Consider the following 17,758-nt stretch of genomic DNA (forward strand, 5'->3'; position numbering starts at 1 on the left):
CTTAATCTTTTATATAGATTCGTTTCACTCGGGGTGAAATTGAGGTTAATACTTCATAGGTTATTGTTTTGCAGTAAGCTGCGAATTCTTTAAGACTTGGATAAGCATTAAAAACAGTTACTGTATCGCCTTCTTTTACATTAGGAATGTGATTTATATTGATCATCATCATATCCATGCAAATACTTCCAACAATGGGTGCTAAAGTTTTATTTATGCCGACATTTCCTACCTGATTCCCAATTAACCTTGGAATTCCATCTGCATATCCTACAGGAATAGTAGCGATTTTTGTTCTTTGATCGGTTTTAAATCTTCTGCTATAACCCACAGATTCGCCACTTTCTACAGTAGATATTTGAGAAATAACTGTTTTAAAACTTACAACAGAGCGTAATTGTTTCTGTATTTCACTATTTGGTGATTCTCCTAGCATTCCAATCCCAATTCTTACCATATCATATTGATGATCGGTATAACTTGTTATTCCTGATGAATTTAAGATATGTCGAATAGGAGTGTAGCCCAATTTTTCAATTAAATGCCCTGAATTTTTTTCAAATGTTTCCAGCTGATGCAAAGTAAATTCTTTCTCATCCGGTATATCTGAAGACGAAAGATGGCTGAAAATACTTTGAACTTTTAAATTTTTATGATTTAAAGTTTCGCTTAGCTGATCTAACTCATTGTCTTTAAAACCAAGGCGATGCATTCCTGTTTCCAGTTTGATATGGATAGGATATTTTTTATCATAACCTGATTTCTGAACCGCTTCGTAAAATAATTCCAAAACCCTGAAACTATAGATTTCGGGTTCTAAATTATATTCTATTACTGTCTCATAGCTGTGTTGTTCAGGATTCATTACAACGATTGGAACGGTGATCCCTTTTTTACGAAGTTCTACCCCTTCATCTACGAAAGCAACTCCTAAGTAATCAATATGATGATGTTGCAAGAATTCTGAAATTTCATAACTTCCTAAACCATAGGAATTTGCTTTCACCATGGCCATCATTTTGGTTGTCGGCTTCAGCAGAGATTTATGATAATTGATGTTGTGTAAAATTGCATTCAGATTGATCTCTAAAACCGTATCATGCTTTCTCAGTTCAAGAACATCCTTAAGCTTTTCGATTTCAAATTTTCTGGCTCCTTTTAATAAGATAATCTGGTTTTCAATTTCTGTAAGATGTTTGCTTTCAATTAATTCTTTAGTATTGATGAAAGTAAAAGTTCTAGCTTTAAATAATTCACTGAAGTTTGATATTTCGTTACCTATTAAGAAAACGGAATCAAATTGTTGTTCATTCACCAGCTCCGAAACTTCCTCGTACAATTCTTTTGAATTTGAATTTACACCGACAATATCCGTTAATACCAAAGACTTCTTTGGCTTATTGTATTCGTTTAAAAATTGCAGGGCAGTTTTCAAAGAATCCAAATCGAGGTTAAAAGAATCATTAATGATAATATTGCTCTTAATTCCTTCAATGGCTTCAAGTCTCATTTCAACGGCTTTTAAAGCGTTGATTTTTTCAACGATCTTTTGATTTTCGACTCCTAACTCCTTCAATACGGTTACAAGCGCTAAAGCATTGGTTAACGTCGCTTCGTCTCTTTGGTGTACAGGAAAAGAAATTTCTTCATCGAAATATTGTACAACAACATGATCTTCTTTTGAAATATTATTTTTAAAGTAGATCTGATTATTGTCTTTAAAACCGTAAGAAATTAATTTTTTACTTGAATTTAAATCCTTTATTTTTTTGTCAACCAATGAATTATCACCATTGTAAATGATAACTTCAGAATGTCTGAAAAGTTTGATTTTTTCATCAATTAACTCCTCTTCCGATTTGAAATTGGCAAGGTGAGCAGTTCCGATATGAGTCAGTAAACCAATCTTTGGATGGAAAATGTTTTCAAGTTTATCCATTTCATCCGGTTTGGAAATTCCGACTTCAAAAATTCCCAGTTCATGAGAAGTATTGATTTGAAGCAAAGAGAGGGGAAGTCCGATCTGAGAATTGAAACTTTTCGGGCTTTTTACTGTAGGAAATTCGTTCCAAAGACATTGATACAACCATTCTTTTAAAATGGTTTTTCCGTTGCTTCCCGTAATTCCTATAGATTTTAAATGAGCATTTTCAAAATGAAATTTGGCTAATTTTTGAAGAAAGTCCACAGAATTTTCAACGATAATCCATGTTATCCCTTCAAACTGAGGATGCTGATGTTCGGAAATAATAATCGTAATTCCTTTATCAATGGCAGATTCAATGAATTTTTCACCCGAATTTTTATGGGTATTAATAGCAATAAATGCAGAGTTTCTGGCAGAATAAATAATTCTGCTGTCAAAAGCTATGTTTTTGATAATTAATTCTTTGTCTCCAATAACTTTAGCATTGGTGATTTCTGCAATTTGATTTACTGTATAGTTCATTGGTGCCCTTTCTGCTGCTATTTTGTGTGTGTTGTTTGTATTTGTCGATCACAGAGGCGCAAAGAATTTTACTTAAAAAAGTTTAATTGTAATTTAATTTGCGTCATTGTGTTTTATCCAATATTTCTTAATTAGATTTAAATTAATAATCTAATTTACTTATTTTTCTTCTTCAAAAGTACTTCATCAATAAAAACACGACGGCTTACTGCTTCGTAACTTTCTGTTTCGCCTAATTCAACTAAATTATCGCCCTGAGAAGTTCTCATGGAATAATTGGCCAGGTTACCCGTTCTCTTGCAAATAGCATGCACTTTTGTAACATATTCTGCGGTTGCCATTAGATTGGGCATTGGTCCGAAAGGACGTCCTAAAAAATCCATGTCTAAGCCAGCTATTACCACTCTTATTCCACTATTTGCGAGCTGATTGGCTACATCTACAATACCTTGATCGAAAAACTGTGCTTCATCGATTCCAATCACATCACAATTAGAAGCCAACAAAAGAATTTCGTTGGGATTTTCTACTGGTGTACTTCGAATTTTATTCTGATTGTGAGAAATGACATCTTCTTCAGAATAACGAGTGTCCAGTTTTGGTTTAAAAATTTCCACATTTTGCCCCGCCATTTCTGCTCTTCTAAGCCTTCTGATCAACTCTTCGGTTTTTCCGGAAAACATTGAGCCACAAATAACTTCCATCCAACCGCTTTGTTTGGAGTGATTAATTGTATTTTCTAAAAACATTTGTTAAATTAGCCGTATATTTTTAAGATCAAAAGTAAGCAATTTTAATAAGATTCTTAATATGCAGAACATCCAAGATTTAAAGGAAAAAATTTTTTTTGAATCCAAGAATATCATTGATATTTTGGATAAAATAAATAATGTAGATGAACTACTTTCTAAGCAGGATCTTGTGGATGAGCTTGCTAATAGAATTTCTTTTTTAAGATTGCTTGAAAAAAATATGGAGTATTTCATTACTGAAAATACCTCGCCTGTTTCAGAAAATAATGAGTTTAGCAACAGCGGAACGACTGAAGAAGAGGCAATTTTCAATAATGAACTGAATGAAATTGAGGAAAAAGAAGAAGATTTCATGGTAACTGCTGATGAAGAAGAAGTCATTTTTAATAATCAGCTTAATGAGATTACTGAAAACGATTATCACGAAAACATCGTAAGTTTTATAGATGGAAATCTTGAAAATAACTATTCTGATAATGAGTCATCTAATTCGGAGTACGATCAGAAAACATCGGAAGAAATTGTTTTTAATGAACAGTTGAAGGAAATAGAAGAAAACAGTGTCTCCGAATATCATGAGAGTACATTGGATTTCGTGGATGAAGAACGAATTCTTGCAGATGCGGTACCTGATAATAGCGAAGATATTTCAGAAGAAATGTTTGACCAGAACGTTACCGAAGAAGAAGCTATTTTTAATAATCAGCTGAATGAAATTGATGAATCTGATGATAAGGTAGAAGAGGAAAAAGCGGATCTGAATGAGGGAGAAAATACTATGAAAAATGAATCTTTCGAGATTACAGAGACCATTCCTAGTATTTTTGATACGGAAATCTTTGAAGAAGAAGGTATTTTGATCGAAGAGGATGAAGATCAGTATTTGGTTTCAAATATAGCAATGGAGCAGGGTGAAATGGCAACAGATACTTCCAATGTAGAAAATATCTTGGCTGAGATAAAGCATGATGATTCAAGATTGGAAGAACAAGAAGAATTGATCTTTGAAGAAGAGGAAAGAAGAGGAAAAATAGTGGATTTTGAAACTCCGGTTTCCCAAACAGAAAAAGAAAAACCGGCTTCTGATGAAAGTTTTGAAAATCTGGAAAAATATCATCAGGATAAGAAAATCAGACTGGCAAATATCAGAGGATTAAAAGCCGTTCAGACACTTTTTGATGATGACCACTTAGAAGTAGAAAATCTTCAGGAAAAACCTAAAGAGATACAGAAAGAAGATACAGGAAGTCTGTTGAAAACAAATATTTCAACAGATTATATGGAGAAAGAAAAAGAGAAGGCAAAGCCCGAATTTAAGTTGGATTTAAATGACAGAATTGCGTTTTCAAAAATGCTGTTCGGAGGAAGTCAGTCTGAGCTTAATGAGGTGATTGCAGATTTGAACAGCTTTAAAAACTTAGAGCAGGCAAAAGAATATCTGAGTGATCTGTATTACGATAAAAAATGGAGTAATGTCGATGAATATGCTCAGAGACTATGGATATTGGTAGAAAATAAATTTTTATAATTTTGAGCGGGATTCTTTATTTTGTTCCGACACCGGTCGGAAATTTAGAAGATATGACTTTCAGAGCAGTAAATGTACTGAAAGAAGTTGATTATATTTTATGTGAAGACACTAGAACTTCCGGAATTTTGTTAAAACATTTCGAAATTTCTAAGCCTTTAAAATCTTATCATTTGCATAATGAGCATCAGGCAACCGAAAAGGTGATTACAGACCTTAAAAACGGTCAGAATATCGCTATTATTACAGATGCAGGAACTCCCGGAATTTCAGATCCGGGATATTTATTGGCAAAAGCAGGATCAGATCATGATATTGAAATGATATGTCTTCCAGGAGCAACGGCTTTTGTACCGGCTTTAGTGGTTTCAGGACTTCCGAATAATGAATTTTTATTTGCAGGTTTTTTACCCCAAAAAAAAGGAAGACAGACTAAGCTTAAACAGCTTGCAGAAGAAAAAAAGACTATCGTTTTATATGAAAGTCCACATAAGATAAATACTACTTTGGAACAAATTAAAGAGTTTTTTGGTGAAGAGACCAAAGTAAGTTTAAGTCGTGAAATTTCGAAAAAATTCGAAGAAACTAAAAGAGGAACAATCAATGAGTTAATTGAATTCTCCAAAACAAAAACTTTAAAAGGAGAAATTGTTCTTATTGTAAATAATGCTATTTAATTTTAATTGAAAACACTAGTTTTTGTATTGCTATCTTCTATTTGTACAGCACAACAAACGGATCAATACACTCAGATACTTTTATCTAAAAAGCTTGGCAAAGAGGTAAAATTTTACTCAAACGGATATGGCGTTATCATCAACGCGGAATCAGCGGAATATGGTATTGTAGATTCCACGGGAGCGGTGACCTATACTGCGTCGGCTAAAAACGAAATATCACATCTTTATAAAAACCGGTTTATTGTAAAAATAAAAGACGGAGACCCGAAAGGTAAAATGGGATTAATTGACGAAAAAGGAAATCAGCTGATTCCTTTTGAGAGTCAAAAAATAAGTCCGTCGTGGAGTATCAACAAAAGACTTATCTCAACCAAAGAAGGAAAAGAAGGAATATACAGCTATGATGGTAAAGAGATCATTCCTTATTCTGATAAAATAAAATTTGCAGGAGAAAACAGGTTTTTTGTAAAAAAAGATAACAGTTGGCAGATTTATGATGCTGACGGAAAATTAAAAAGCAGCAGAGAATTTAAAGAAAACCTTCATTTTTATAAAAACAAGGTTTATTTTCCTACCGGAGAAAAACAGGGAGAAATAATAGATAATGATGGGGTAACTCTTAATACTATATCCAACAGTAATGTAGATAACATCGGAGGATATCCCTTTTTAGTAACCAAAGATCCTGTTACGAAGAAATACGGAATCATAGATACCCAGGAAAATCGTCTTGCTGATGAAATCTATGATGAAGTATTTTTAGGAACACGATATATTTATTTTATTAAAAATGAAAAAATAAACATCTTTTCAAAGGAGGCAAAAAAGGTGTATTCTACAGACTTCGATTATGTAAAATCCTTATTTAACGATTTATTCAGTACTCAAAAAAGTCTTAAAAACCCAAAAATGGCGGTGATCCGTATTAATGGAGAAATTGTAGTTCCAAAGGAATATGATAATATTGAAGGGGTAAAAATTGAAGGAAATGACTTTATATATCTGATAAAAGGAAATGAGCAGAGACTTTTAGATAAAGATTTAAAAGATGTTATAGAGCCTGGATATCAAATTGAAAAGATATTTCCTAATAGCCTGATATTGAAGAAAGAAGGAGTGTTTTATAAATTCTCGGCAAAGGATAAAAAATACGAAGAACTAAAAAATGTTGCCTCCCTAAAAGAAAACGGCGTTTTTTATTATCCGCAAAATATGTTTCCGGCGGTAGTTTGTAAAAATAAAGACAACTTCTACGGAATCATAGATGAAAACGGAAAAGAGATTGTTCCATTCATCTACGATGATATCAGTTCTTTCCTTCCGGATAATGAAATCATTGTCCAGAAAGAGAAAAAATACGGAGTTACCAATTACCAGAATGAGCCTTTGAAAGGGGTAGAATATGATAAGTTTTCGGTAGATAAGGATGGGATAAAACTTACGAAAGATAAAGGGACAGAATATGTGTACTTTACTGATTCCAGAAGTGATAATAAACTATAATAAAGCAGATATATCATAAAAAGACTTAAAATTTCTATAATTTGACGAGATAAAATGTATAGAATAACAAATTATAATATCTTTGCGGACGTTAAATTTTAATTTTATCTCTATAAAATAATTATAGATTAGTTTATATTCGAAAAAACTAATCAGTTATAAAAAGAAATAATTGTCAGAAAATATGAAACTATTAGAAGGAAAAGTAGCGCTAATTACAGGAGCTACACGAGGAATCGGAAGAGGAATCGCTGAAATGTTTGCTCAGCAGGGAGCAAAAGTTGCATTCACTTATGCCGGTTCTGTAGATAAAGCTAAAGAATTAGAAGAAACTTTAAGTTCTGTAACTCAAATTAAAGGATATCAGTCAGATGCATCAGATTTTGATGCTGCTCAGACATTAGTAGATGAAGTAATGGCTGAGTTCGGACAAATTGATATTCTGATCAACAATGCAGGTATCACAAGAGACAACTTATTATTGAGAATGTCTAAAGACGATTGGGATATCATTATGAAAGTAAACTTAGATTCTGTTTTCAATCTTACAAAAGCGGTTATCAAGCCAATGATGAAGGCAAAATCAGGATCTATCATTAATATGACTTCTGTTGTAGGAATCAGCGGAAATGCAGGACAGGCAAACTATGCGGCATCTAAAGCAGGAGTGATAGGATTTACAAAATCAGTTGCATTAGAATTAGGTTCAAGAAATATCCGTTGCAATGCGATTGCTCCTGGATTTATTGCTACAGAAATGACGGCAGCTTTAGATGAAAAAGCAACTCAGAAGTGGAATGAAGCTATTCCTATGAAAAAACTAGGAAAACCGGAAGATATTGCAAATGCTTGTGTTTTCTTGGGAAGTGAAATGTCTTCTTACATTACAGGACAAACATTAAATGTTGACGGCGGATTGTTGACATAAAGGAAAAATAACAAAAAAGACAAGTTTAATACCCTTTTTTACAAAAAAATACCTCATTTGAGGTATTTTTTTTATGCTTATTATAACGTTAACTTTGCTGTAAACTAAAACTGAAAAACCAAGGGCATGAGAATTTTTTTCTTTTATTATTGCGTGCTTCATGAGAGGACCCAATAAATAACTCTAATTTTTAAAATAGGAGTTAATATTGAAGAACTAACATCCATGAATTGACTATAAGTCAAAATCTCTAATGGCTTAATATTTTGTTTAAAAAAATATATTCCACTAGATTTTGATGAAAAATTATATAATTACTAAAGTGTTTGGTGTGAGTAATAGTATCCCTTTCAATGTGGATACTATTTTTATTCATAGAGGTTTGATAATAATCTTGTTGGTATAACTCTGAAAAAACCTTCCAAAGATGAAAAAATACTTATTGATTTTAATAATTCTTTCACAGACTACTATTTTGTTTGCACAAGATTGGGGTCCATGGAATAATGTATCATGTTTTAAAGGTATTCAATATAGTGTTAAGAATTTTGGATATGATAAAAATACCAAAAGTTATTGGTGGAGTATTAAATGGAAGAATAATTATAATGAGCCTGTAAGCTTTGATGGAGCGCTTATAATTGACGGAGAGAAGAGTATTAATGGAAGATTTGGAACAATTAAATCTGGAGGAACTGATGGATTACCTTCATTACCTTATAAATCTGGTTCGATACAATTTACTATAGAAATTGGGAGCGTTTGCTTTAGTAAAAGTTGGGGAGGTTGTAGCTCAACATTAGAAGGTTGGCCTAATTATGCAGATTGCGATAATGGGATCCCCAATTATAAAATCAATGAAAAAAGAATAAACAGTACATCTACAAATAATACTGTATCTAATAATCAAACTACAAATTCTTCCGTTATTCAATCTACTAATGATTTGTCAGGCGAGAATCGCGGGAAGATTGATCCTGAAAGACAAATAAAACAAAATCAACAAATTGATAATAGAAATGCGGAAGCACAACAGCAACAACTATTAAAGCAACAAAAAGAGTTACAACGGAAACAGGAACTTCAACAGGATATCAATCAGCTGACAATGGCAACAGTAGATTTGATCACTTATTTTAGCAATCGAAAAAATGCTTTACGAAACTCATTAAGCAAAGAAGATGGGGAAGCTTTATTAGCTATTGCAAACTCAGAAAATCCAACAGATTACACCCAAAATATAATAGATATTTTTTCAGATTTAGGGTATACTCTTAGAGAAACAGAACGAAAAGATAATTATGTAATTATTACATTAAACAATGATGTAAATAATATAAATGATTTTATGCTTATTCATATTTGGCCTGCCAGCTACGATCATTACAACCGAATAACCTTTAGCTACCATAGAAAGAAAAAATTACAGGAGCAACTAGCTATTTTAGGCGATAAGCTTAAAGATTTAACGATTGTTGGTATATCTCCAAATAACCAACAAAAAAAGATAAAACAAGACGAAGATAAGCTTAATGAAAAAACGAAAAGAGCTAAATCATTCATTGAAGTGTTTGAAAAAAATAATTATTGGAATAGTACAAAATCAATAGCTTTTACTTTAGCCAAAGACATAGCAGAAGCATATGAAGATACAGAAGCACTAAACAATAAGGAGGAAGCTATTCGATATTATAAGAAGGCAGGTTTAATTACTCTTGATGAATTATCTTCACAATGGAAAGGAGATAAGAATATGAGAGCATATCAGGAGAAACTGTTAGCTGAAGTATATTTTAAAATAGGATATTTAACCGATGCGAAAGACGGAAAAGAGGCTATCGAATGGTATCATAAAAGCGCAGGCATATTTAAAATTAATCCGTTTAAAAATATTGCGAGAATTTATCAGTTAGGTCTTGGTGGAGTAGAGAAAAACTGGAAATTAGCTGTAGAGAATTATGAGAAAGCTGCTAATGAAGGTGATGCAGCATCAATGAATATCATTGGAAAATTATACGCAAGTGGTGGATATAATCTTGAAAAAGATGAATCTAAATCAGAAAAATGGCTGACAAAAGCCTGTAAAAAAGATATAAACTATTGCAAATAAAAAACAATTATCAAATAACCAATGTTTTGTTGTTTTCAAAGAATAAAACAATGATTAGCCAATATAGAATTACTTTAATTACAATAGTTTATTTAAACTTGACGAATTTAAATCAATTAAAAACCTGATTTTCCTGTTCCTGAACCCGGATGAAAGTCGTTCTTTTTGATAATTCTTTTAAAGTTGAAGCTCCTACATACGTACAGGTAGAACGAACTCCTCCCAAAATATCTTTCACTGTTTCTGAAACAGGACCTTTATAAGCTACTTTTACCGTTTTACCTTCCGAAGCTCTGTATTCTGCTACACCACCTGAATGTTTATCCATAGCAGTTTTTGAGCTCATTCCGTAAAATAATCTGAATTTTTTACCGTTTTCTTCTACAATTTCACCGCCGCTTTCATCATGACCAGCAAACATTCCACCAAGCATTACAAAATCTGCTCCGCCGCCAAAGGCTTTGGCAACATCGCCGGGAACTTTACAGCCGCCGTCTGCAATGATATGACCTTTCAAACCATGCGCTGCATCTGCACACTCTATAATGGCAGAAAGCTGAGGATAACCGACTCCTGTTTTTACACGGGTAGTACACACAGAGCCGGGACCGATTCCAACTTTGATGATATCTGCACCTGCCAATAACAGCTCTTCAACCATTTCTCCGGTTACAACGTTTCCTGCCATAATAATCTTCTCAGGAAAATTGGCTCTTGCTTTCTTCACAAATTGAACGAAATGCTCAGAATAACCATTGGCTACATCTATGCAGAGAAACTCGATTTTTGGGTGCTTTTCGAGGATCGTTTTTATTTTTTCTTCATCTGCTTTTCCGGTTCCTGTGCTGAGCGCGATATATTGATAAATTTCTTCAGGCTGGTTATCCAAGAACTGAGTCCATTCTTCGGGAGTATAGTGTTTGTGAACGGCAGTAATGATTTTATCTTTTGCCAGTTCAACGGCCATTTCAAAAGTTCCTACCGTATCCATATTGGCGGCAATAACAGGAGTGCCTTTCCATTTCTTTTGGGTATGTCTGAAGGTAAATTCTCTTTCTAAATTAACCTCTGACCGGGATTTTAATGTAGAACGTTTCGGGCGGAACATTACGTCTTTAAAACCCAGTTTTATATCATATTCTATTCTCATAATTTGGAAAATTATTTTACTTAAAATTAGGAAAAAGATTGCTTGTAAATTTTAAAATAAAGGATTTTATCAATTATTTTTCACAATTGTTTTTTGAGAAATTTTTGAGCAGATATTTCTTTGGTAAACTTTTTAAACGCAAAAAATCATATTTTTGAATTCATGGATTTTCCTGTTACATTTCACATTTTCGGTAAAACGATTCTTGCACATCCTGTGTTTGAAACATTGGGTATTTTCATCGGAATGCGGTTTTATTTCTATTTAAAAAGAAAATCTAAAGAAAAGGTATCATTTAATATTTCTGCTGCGGTGCTTATTGGGGCAACAGCAGGAGCTTTATTCGGTTCAAAACTGATAGGAAACCTTGAAAATCCGTATAAACTTTTCGAACATTTTGATTTTAAAACATTCTGGACCAACAATACGATTGTAGGAGGGCTTGCTTTTGGTTTAATCGGAGTAGAGCTGGCTAAAAAGGTTGTCGGGCATAAAGAAAGTACAGGAGATTTAAATGTTTTTCCTTTGATGTTAGCTATGATTATCGGAAGAATTGGTTGTTTTCTGACAGGAGTTCATGAAGAAACTTATGGGTTACCCACAGATTCCGTTTTCGGAATGCATCTTGGTGATTCTTATCTGAGACATCCTGTTGCATTGTATGAAATTGCTTTTTTAGTTGTTCTCTGGATCGTTTTAAAAATAATTCAGAACAAAGGAAAATATCCTTCAGGTTTTATTTTTCAACTGTTTATGCTGAGTTATTTCACGTTCAGGTTGTTGCTGGATTTTATTAAACCGAGGTTAGAACTTATCGGAAATTTAGGAACTATTCAGCTGGTTTGCATTGGAGTAATTATTTATTATATTTATAAAATCAGAAAAACAAAAACCGTAATTTCACATTAAAATTTACAATATGAAAACTTTAACACTATTGGAAGTAGGAAGTTTGGCAGGAGTAGTCATTATGATTATTGGGGTCATAATTCTTGTTGCGCTTTTCATTTCGTTTATAATAACAATTTTTGTGAAGCTGATTTATGAATCAAAAGACGACAGAAAGTTTTCGAAAAAACAATTTTGGCAAACAATGCTGATTTGTTTACTTCTGTGTGGCTTGGTGAGTGGTGCAATTTGCGGTGGTGGACTTTAATTCAATATTATGCCTGTAAGAAACTATACATATTACGATTATACAATCAGTCTTTGTCCTGAATGCCTGAAAAGAGTCGGCGCAAAGATTATCATTGAAGATGAAGCAGTTTTCATGACAAAAAGATGTCCTGATCATGGGTTTTTCAAGACTAAAATTGCTTCGGATGTTCATTACTATAAAAACATTAGAAACTATAATAAAGCCTCTGAAATGCCGGTACATTTTGGAACGGATGTAGAATACGGATGTCCTTATGATTGCGGTTTGTGTGTCGATCACGAACAGCACAGCTGTCTTTCTATTGTGGAAGTTACGGATCGATGTAATCTCACCTGTCCGACCTGCTATGCAATGTCTTCTCCGCATTATGGAAGCCATAGAAGTTTGGAAGAGATTGAAGCGATGTTTGATATTATTGTGAAAAATGAAGGCGAACCGGATGTAGTACAGATCAGTGGTGGAGAACCGACAATTCACCCTGAGTTTTTCAAAATAATGGATATTGCCAAGTCGAAACCGATTAAACATCTAATGTTGAATACCAACGGAGTAAGAATTGCCAATGATCCTGGTTTTGCAGAAAAATTGGCTACGTATGCTCCTGAATTTGAAATTTATCTTCAGTTTGATTCATTTAAACCTGAAGTATTGCAGGATTTTAGAGGAAAGGATTTGACAGATGTGAGGATGAAAGCCTTAGAAAAATTAAATGCTTTAAATCTTTCCACAACACTTGTTATTGTTCTTCAAAAAGATAAGAATATTAACGAAATCGGAAAAATCATTGAATTTGCGTTAAAACAAAAATGCGTTCGTGGAATTACTTTTCAACCTGTAGAAATTGCGGGAAGAAACAGAGAAGATTCCGCTCACGAAAAAATTACGTTGACAGAAGTAAGACAGGAAATCCTGAACCAATTTCCATTGCTGAATTCAGATGATATTATTCCGGTTCCTTGTAATCCGGATGCTTTGGCGATGGGATATATTTTAAAGCTGGGAGATGAAACCATTCCTTTAACACGATATATTAATCCGGCTGATTTGCTGAATAATGAAACCCGAAATACAATTGTCTACGAACAAGATACCGGATTGCAAATGCAGCTTTTAGACATTTTCAGTACCGGAATTTCCGTAGATAAAGTCCAGCCTAAAGTAAATCAGTTATTGTGCTGTCTTCCTGAAGTTTCCGCTCCGAATCTGGATTATGACAATCTGTTTAGGATCATTATTATGAATTTTATGGATGCTCATGATTTTGATGTTCGTGCAGTGAAAAAATCATGCGTTCACATTGTAAATAAAGATTTGAAACTCATTCCTTTTGAAACCATGAATCTTTTTTATCGTGATGATAAAATTAAATATTTGGAGGAATTGAGAAAAGAGGATAAAGTATTGTTTTAAAATAAAAAGGGCATAAAATTACTTTTTTATGCCCCATAAGTTTATTTTTCCTCTGAGTTTGAAGCCCAGTTTTTCATAAAGTTGTTTAGCTCCGAAATTATTTTCGGCAACATGAAGAAAGGGAGTTTTATTGTCCTCAAAAATGTTACCAGAAACAAAAGCGACCAATTGTTTAGCATAGCCTTTGCCAAGATAATCCGTATCTGTGATTACAGCACTTATTTCAGTCATATCGTTCATCTGCATTCTTTCCCCGGTAACAGCAACGAGCTTACCTTCTTTAAAAATTCCAAAATAACGACCTAATTCGGATGTTCTTTTCTTGAAATAATAGGGATAAAACTTTTGAATAAATAAGAATAGTTCTTCCTTATGTTCTTCCTGAAGCTGAATAATTTCTTCGTTAAAATCCAACTCAATTTTATCTTCCAAAATATACTGATCACAGACAAGCCGGGATAATTCTGTTTTGGAATTACCTAGATCAGGTTTAGTTCCGAAAATCAGAAAATCATCACATATTTTTGCATATTCTGCGATTTCATTTTCTTTTGAAATGGTAGCAGAACCTCCAAAAGCAGCTACTTCTGGATTATAAAATTTGGTGTCTCCGAAGTCTAAGCAAAACTTTTGATGAAATTTATTAAGTGAATGATAAACAGGATTATCTAGTTTATCGTACATTAATCAAAATTCATTACTTCGCTCAACGTATTCATATACTCGTAAGCCGTTAAATCAAATTTTACAGGAACAATAGAAATATATCCGTTGGCTAAAGCCGTTTCATCAGCATCCGGAGATTCATCCATATTGTTGAAATATCCTGTTAACCAGTAATATTTTTTTCCGTGAGGATTTACTCTTTCGTCAAAGCTTTCTTCCCATTTTGCATGAGCCTGCTTGCAGACTTTTATCCCTTTAATTTCGTCTTTTAAAAGTTTCGGGATGTTTACATTTAAAACAATTCCTTTTGGCATTGGTCTTTCCAATGTTTTTCTGACGATATTTTGAATGTATTCTTTTGCCTGTGTAAAATCAGCTTCCCAACTGAAATCCAGTAAAGAGAATCCTATGGCAGGAAGGTTTTCAACACCGGCTTCAACTGCTGCAGACATCGTTCCTGAATAAATGACGTTAATTGAAGAATTGGCGCCATGATTAATTCCTGAAACGACAATATCCGGTCTTCTTGGTAAGATTTTATCAAGAGCCATTTTTACACAGTCTACAGGAGTTCCGCTGCAAGAAAAATCTCTTTGAGGACCGTCCAAATGTACTTCTTCGTAACTTAGGGTAGAATTGATGGTAATGGCATGACCTTTACCGCTTTGGGGAGAATTGGGAGCTACAACAACAACTTCTCCGATTTCGTTCATAAAGCTTACAAGATTTCTGATACCAGGAGCTGTAATTCCATCATCATTAGTAACCAGAATAAGTGGTTTTTCCATAAAAAATTTAAATTTTAACAAATATACGGTCTAATATACGTAATTCATGATAATTTTTAACGAGATCTTGAGAGGATTAATTTAAAAATAATTTTTTGTGAAGGATTTGAAAAGAGAAAAATATTTTACCTGTTTGAACGTTTAGTGTTGCAGTAATACTCGGTGAATCTGTATTTTGGGGCATTGTCTGATGAGAGAATATTCTCGGAGTATTGAATTATTCATGTAACAATCGTCACAAATTAAAAACTAATCAAAAAACGAGTACAAATATATACTCATTAAAAATAAACTAATGCAAATATCCTTTTTAAAGGCGGCTACTTCGGCGGCGGCAATTTGTTTTTGTACGGTTGCCTTTGCTCAGCAGCAGTATTCTGTAAGCGGAACGATAAAAGATAAGAAAAACGGAGAACTGCTTATTGGAGTGACCGTAAAAGTAGCGGAAGATCCCAGTATTGCTGTTGTTGCCAACGAATATGGTTTTTATTCTCTTTCTCTTCCCAAAGGCAGTTACCATTTAATTATTTCAAATCCCGGTTTTAAAGATTTTCAACAAAGTATTTCTGTAGAAGATAATATGAAACAGAATATTGAACTGATTTCCGGAGATGAAGAAAGAACAAAAACGATTGATGAAGTCGTTATTTCCGGAATTAAAAAAGATAAAAATCTGACTTCTGCTCAGATGGGAACTGAAACCTTAAGTATTAAAAATATTGAAAAGCTTCCGGTTTTATTTGGGGAAAAAGATGTGATGAAAACAATACAGCTTTTACCTGGTATTAAAAGTAATGGGGAAGGAAGTAGTGGATTCAGTGTGAGAGGCGGTGCTACCGACCAGAATCTTATTTTACTGGATGAAGCTGCAGTTTATAATGCTTCCCATTTACTAGGATTTTTCAGTACCTTCAACAGTGATGCACTGAAAGATGTGAGTATTATTAAAGGAAACAGCCCTGCTCAGTATGGAGGAAGATTGTCATCCGTTTTGGATGTCAAAATGAAAGACGGAAATAATAAAGATTACAATGTAAATGGAGGAATTGGACTGATTAGTAGCAGACTAAGCGTTGAAGGACCTATTCAAAAGGAAAAATCCTCTTTTATCGTTTCAGGACGAAGAACGTATGCCGATATATTTTTAAAAGCAACAGACGATTTCAAAGACAGTAAGCTCTATTTTTATGATTTGAACCTAAAAGCCAATTATCAGATCAATGAAAATAACAGATTGTATTTGTCGGGATATTTTGGAAGAGATGTGCTTGGTTTAGGCGATACTTTTTCTACAGACTGGGGAAATACAACGGCTACTTTGCGATGGAACAGCATTATCAGCAGTAAATTATTCTCTAATACTTCCTTGATTTACAGCAACTACAACTATAATGTAAGTCTAAGCAGCAACAATAATACATTTGGGCTGGATTCCCAAATCGAAGACTGGAACCTGAAACAGGATTTTTCATGGTTTGCCGGAAATAAACATTCAGTAAAGTTTGGTTTACAGTCTATTTATCATACCATTACTCCAAGCAGTGCTTCTGGAACAAGTGTGAGCAGCTTTCCGAGAAATCCAAGATATACCTGGGAAAATGCACTGTATATCAATGATGACTTTAAAGCAACAGAAAAACTAACCATCAATTATGGAGCCAGGCTATCAATGTTCAGTGTTTTAGGTGGCGATACTTTTAATACTTATGAAAATGGAGTTCTTACGGATTCTGAATTTTTGGAAAAAGGAAAGTTTGGAAAAACATACGTGAATCTTGAACCCAGAATTACTGCCAATTACAGAATTAACGAAGTCAGCAGTGTGAAAGGAGGATACTCCCGAAATACTCAAAACCTTCACTTACTAAGTAACAGCGGAAGCGGAAACCCTACCGATCAATGGATTGGAAGCAGCTATACCGTAAAACCGGAAATTGCAGATCAGGTCAGTGTAGGCTACAGCCGAAACTTCAACAATAATAATTATGAGGTGAATGCTGAGGTGTATTACAAATCAATGCAGAACCAAATCGACTATAAAAACGGAGCCCAAATTTCTTTTGATACGGCGGCAGATGTAGAAAGTGAGTTGCTATTTGGAAAAGGAAGAGCTTACGGACTAGAATTGATTGCTAAAAAGAAAAACGGAAAATTAACAGGTTGGATTTCCTATACTTTGTCTAAAACAGAAAGAAAAATTGACGGAATTAATGACAACCAATGGTACAACGCAAGAATGGATAAAACCCATGATCTTTCGGTGGTGGCGACCTATCAATTGAATCCGAAATGGTCTTTCTCTGGATTATTCCTTTACAGCACAGGAAATGCGGTAACTTTCCCGACCGGAAAATATGAACTGAACGGTCAAACCATCTTTCAATACAGCAGCAGAAACGCAGACCGAATGCCTGCTTATCACAGAATGGATCTAAGTGCAACGTATGAACCAAGTGTAGGATCTAACAAACGTTTCAAAGGTTCTTGGTCATTTGGAATTTATAATGTGTACGGTCGCGAAAATGCTTACACCATTAATTTTGAAGACAATCCGGATAAACCGGGAACAACTCGTGCTATGCAGACTTCATTGTTCCGATGGGTACCAAACATCACCTATAATTTCAAATTTTAA

The 17,758-nt window shown here is 33.7% G+C and carries 14 protein-coding genes; 9 read left to right on the plus strand and 5 right to left on the minus strand.

All coding sequences use genetic code 11. The features are described 5' to 3' along the window. Position 1 precedes the first annotated feature (1 nt). A complete protein-coding gene (locus tag LV842_RS05050; protein ID WP_233110369.1) occupies positions 2 to 2,449 on the minus strand; it encodes a bifunctional UDP-N-acetylmuramoyl-tripeptide:D-alanyl-D-alanine ligase/alanine racemase in 2,448 nt (815 codons plus the stop codon). 155 nt (positions 2,450 to 2,604) lie between these two features. Beyond that, positions 2,605 to 3,198 (minus strand): thymidine kinase, encoded by a 594-nt coding sequence (locus LV842_RS05055; protein ID WP_233110370.1) that lies wholly within the window; start codon positions 3,196 to 3,198, stop codon positions 2,605 to 2,607. A gap of 61 nt (positions 3,199 to 3,259) precedes the next feature. Here LV842_RS05055 and LV842_RS05060 point away from each other — a divergent pair, with 61 nt between their 5' ends. The 5 genes from LV842_RS05060 (at position 3,260) to LV842_RS05080 (ending at position 9,950) form a co-directional block, all read left to right on the plus strand. Continuing rightward, entirely contained in the window at positions 3,260 to 4,729 is a 1,470-nt protein-coding gene (locus LV842_RS05060) for a hypothetical protein (RefSeq protein ID WP_233110371.1), read from the plus strand. Between the two features lie 2 nt (positions 4,730 to 4,731). After that, positions 4,732 to 5,406: a 16S rRNA (cytidine(1402)-2'-O)-methyltransferase gene (gene rsmI, locus LV842_RS05065; protein ID WP_233110372.1), complete on the plus strand. Its 675-nt coding sequence runs from the start codon at positions 4,732 to 4,734 to the stop codon at positions 5,404 to 5,406. Between the two features lie 6 nt (positions 5,407 to 5,412). Next, entirely contained in the window at positions 5,413 to 6,912 is a 1,500-nt protein-coding gene (locus LV842_RS05070; protein WP_233110373.1) for a WG repeat-containing protein, read from the plus strand. A gap of 184 nt (positions 6,913 to 7,096) precedes the next feature. Further along, positions 7,097 to 7,840, plus strand: a complete 744-nt coding sequence (gene fabG / locus LV842_RS05075; protein WP_233110374.1) for a 3-oxoacyl-[acyl-carrier-protein] reductase — start codon at positions 7,097 to 7,099, stop codon at positions 7,838 to 7,840. A 427-nt stretch (positions 7,841 to 8,267) separates the two neighbouring features. Continuing rightward, positions 8,268 to 9,950 carry a tetratricopeptide repeat protein gene (locus LV842_RS05080; RefSeq protein WP_233110375.1) on the plus strand — a complete coding sequence of 561 codons (1,683 nt, stop codon included), beginning with the start codon at positions 8,268 to 8,270 and terminating at the stop codon, positions 9,948 to 9,950. Positions 9,951 to 10,062: 112 nt separating this feature from the next. On the opposite strand, the gene LV842_RS05085 is transcribed toward LV842_RS05080, so the two are convergent. Next, positions 10,063 to 11,100: a GMP reductase gene (locus LV842_RS05085; RefSeq protein ID WP_233110376.1), complete on the minus strand. Its 1,038-nt coding sequence runs from the start codon at positions 11,098 to 11,100 to the stop codon at positions 10,063 to 10,065. A 162-nt stretch (positions 11,101 to 11,262) separates the two neighbouring features. Here LV842_RS05085 and LV842_RS05090 point away from each other — a divergent pair, with 162 nt between their 5' ends. From LV842_RS05090 to LV842_RS05100, 3 genes are read left to right on the plus strand one after another with little or no spacing between them, the layout of a single operon-like run. Continuing rightward, on the plus strand, positions 11,263 to 12,009 hold the full coding sequence (locus tag LV842_RS05090; protein WP_233110377.1) for a prolipoprotein diacylglyceryl transferase: 747 nt from the start codon (positions 11,263 to 11,265) through the stop codon (positions 12,007 to 12,009). A 10-nt stretch (positions 12,010 to 12,019) separates the two neighbouring features. Continuing rightward, positions 12,020 to 12,256: a hypothetical protein gene (locus LV842_RS05095; protein WP_233110378.1), complete on the plus strand. Its 237-nt coding sequence runs from the start codon at positions 12,020 to 12,022 to the stop codon at positions 12,254 to 12,256. A gap of 9 nt (positions 12,257 to 12,265) precedes the next feature. After that, positions 12,266 to 13,669: a radical SAM protein gene (locus tag LV842_RS05100; protein WP_233110379.1), complete on the plus strand. Its 1,404-nt coding sequence runs from the start codon at positions 12,266 to 12,268 to the stop codon at positions 13,667 to 13,669. 18 nt (positions 13,670 to 13,687) lie between these two features. Here the strand turns inward: LV842_RS05100 and LV842_RS05105 are convergent, their stop codons facing one another. Beyond that, complete coding sequence (locus tag LV842_RS05105; RefSeq protein ID WP_233110380.1) at positions 13,688 to 14,353, minus strand: GNAT family N-acetyltransferase; 666 nt, start codon at positions 14,351 to 14,353, stop codon at positions 13,688 to 13,690. After that, complete coding sequence (surE, locus tag LV842_RS05110) at positions 14,353 to 15,123, minus strand: 5'/3'-nucleotidase SurE (protein WP_233110381.1); 771 nt, start codon at positions 15,121 to 15,123, stop codon at positions 14,353 to 14,355. Before surE ends, LV842_RS05105 begins: the two co-directional genes overlap by 1 nt. Before the next feature lie 295 nt (positions 15,124 to 15,418). On the opposite strand from surE, the gene LV842_RS05115 reads away from it, so the two are divergent. Further along, positions 15,419 to 17,758, plus strand: a complete 2,340-nt coding sequence (locus LV842_RS05115) for a TonB-dependent receptor (RefSeq protein WP_233110382.1) — start codon at positions 15,419 to 15,421, stop codon at positions 17,756 to 17,758.

It is taken from the genome of Chryseobacterium gwangjuense (assembly GCF_021311115.1).
GTDB classification, from domain to species: domain Bacteria; phylum Bacteroidota; class Bacteroidia; order Flavobacteriales; family Weeksellaceae; genus Chryseobacterium; species Chryseobacterium gwangjuense.

Coding starts and splice junctions, on each gene's coding strand:
- LV842_RS05050 (WP_233110369.1), bottom strand. CDS start 2,449: ATGAACTATACAGTAAATCAAATTGCAGAAATCACCAATGCTAAAGTT.
- LV842_RS05055 (WP_233110370.1), bottom strand. CDS start 3,198: ATGTTTTTAGAAAATACAATTAATCACTCCAAACAAAGCGGTTGGATG.
- LV842_RS05060 (WP_233110371.1), top strand. CDS start 3,260: ATGCAGAACATCCAAGATTTAAAGGAAAAAATTTTTTTTGAATCCAAG.
- fabG (WP_233110374.1), top strand. CDS start 7,097: ATGAAACTATTAGAAGGAAAAGTAGCGCTAATTACAGGAGCTACACGA.
- LV842_RS05080 (WP_233110375.1), top strand. CDS start 8,268: ATGAAAAAATACTTATTGATTTTAATAATTCTTTCACAGACTACTATT.
- LV842_RS05085 (WP_233110376.1), bottom strand. CDS start 11,100: ATGAGAATAGAATATGATATAAAACTGGGTTTTAAAGACGTAATGTTC.
- LV842_RS05090 (WP_233110377.1), top strand. CDS start 11,263: ATGGATTTTCCTGTTACATTTCACATTTTCGGTAAAACGATTCTTGCA.
- LV842_RS05095 (WP_233110378.1), top strand. CDS start 12,020: ATGAAAACTTTAACACTATTGGAAGTAGGAAGTTTGGCAGGAGTAGTC.
- LV842_RS05100 (WP_233110379.1), top strand. CDS start 12,266: ATGCCTGTAAGAAACTATACATATTACGATTATACAATCAGTCTTTGT.
- LV842_RS05105 (WP_233110380.1), bottom strand. CDS start 14,353: ATGTACGATAAACTAGATAATCCTGTTTATCATTCACTTAATAAATTT.
- surE (WP_233110381.1), bottom strand. CDS start 15,123: ATGGAAAAACCACTTATTCTGGTTACTAATGATGATGGAATTACAGCT.
- LV842_RS05115 (WP_233110382.1), top strand. CDS start 15,419: ATGCAAATATCCTTTTTAAAGGCGGCTACTTCGGCGGCGGCAATTTGT.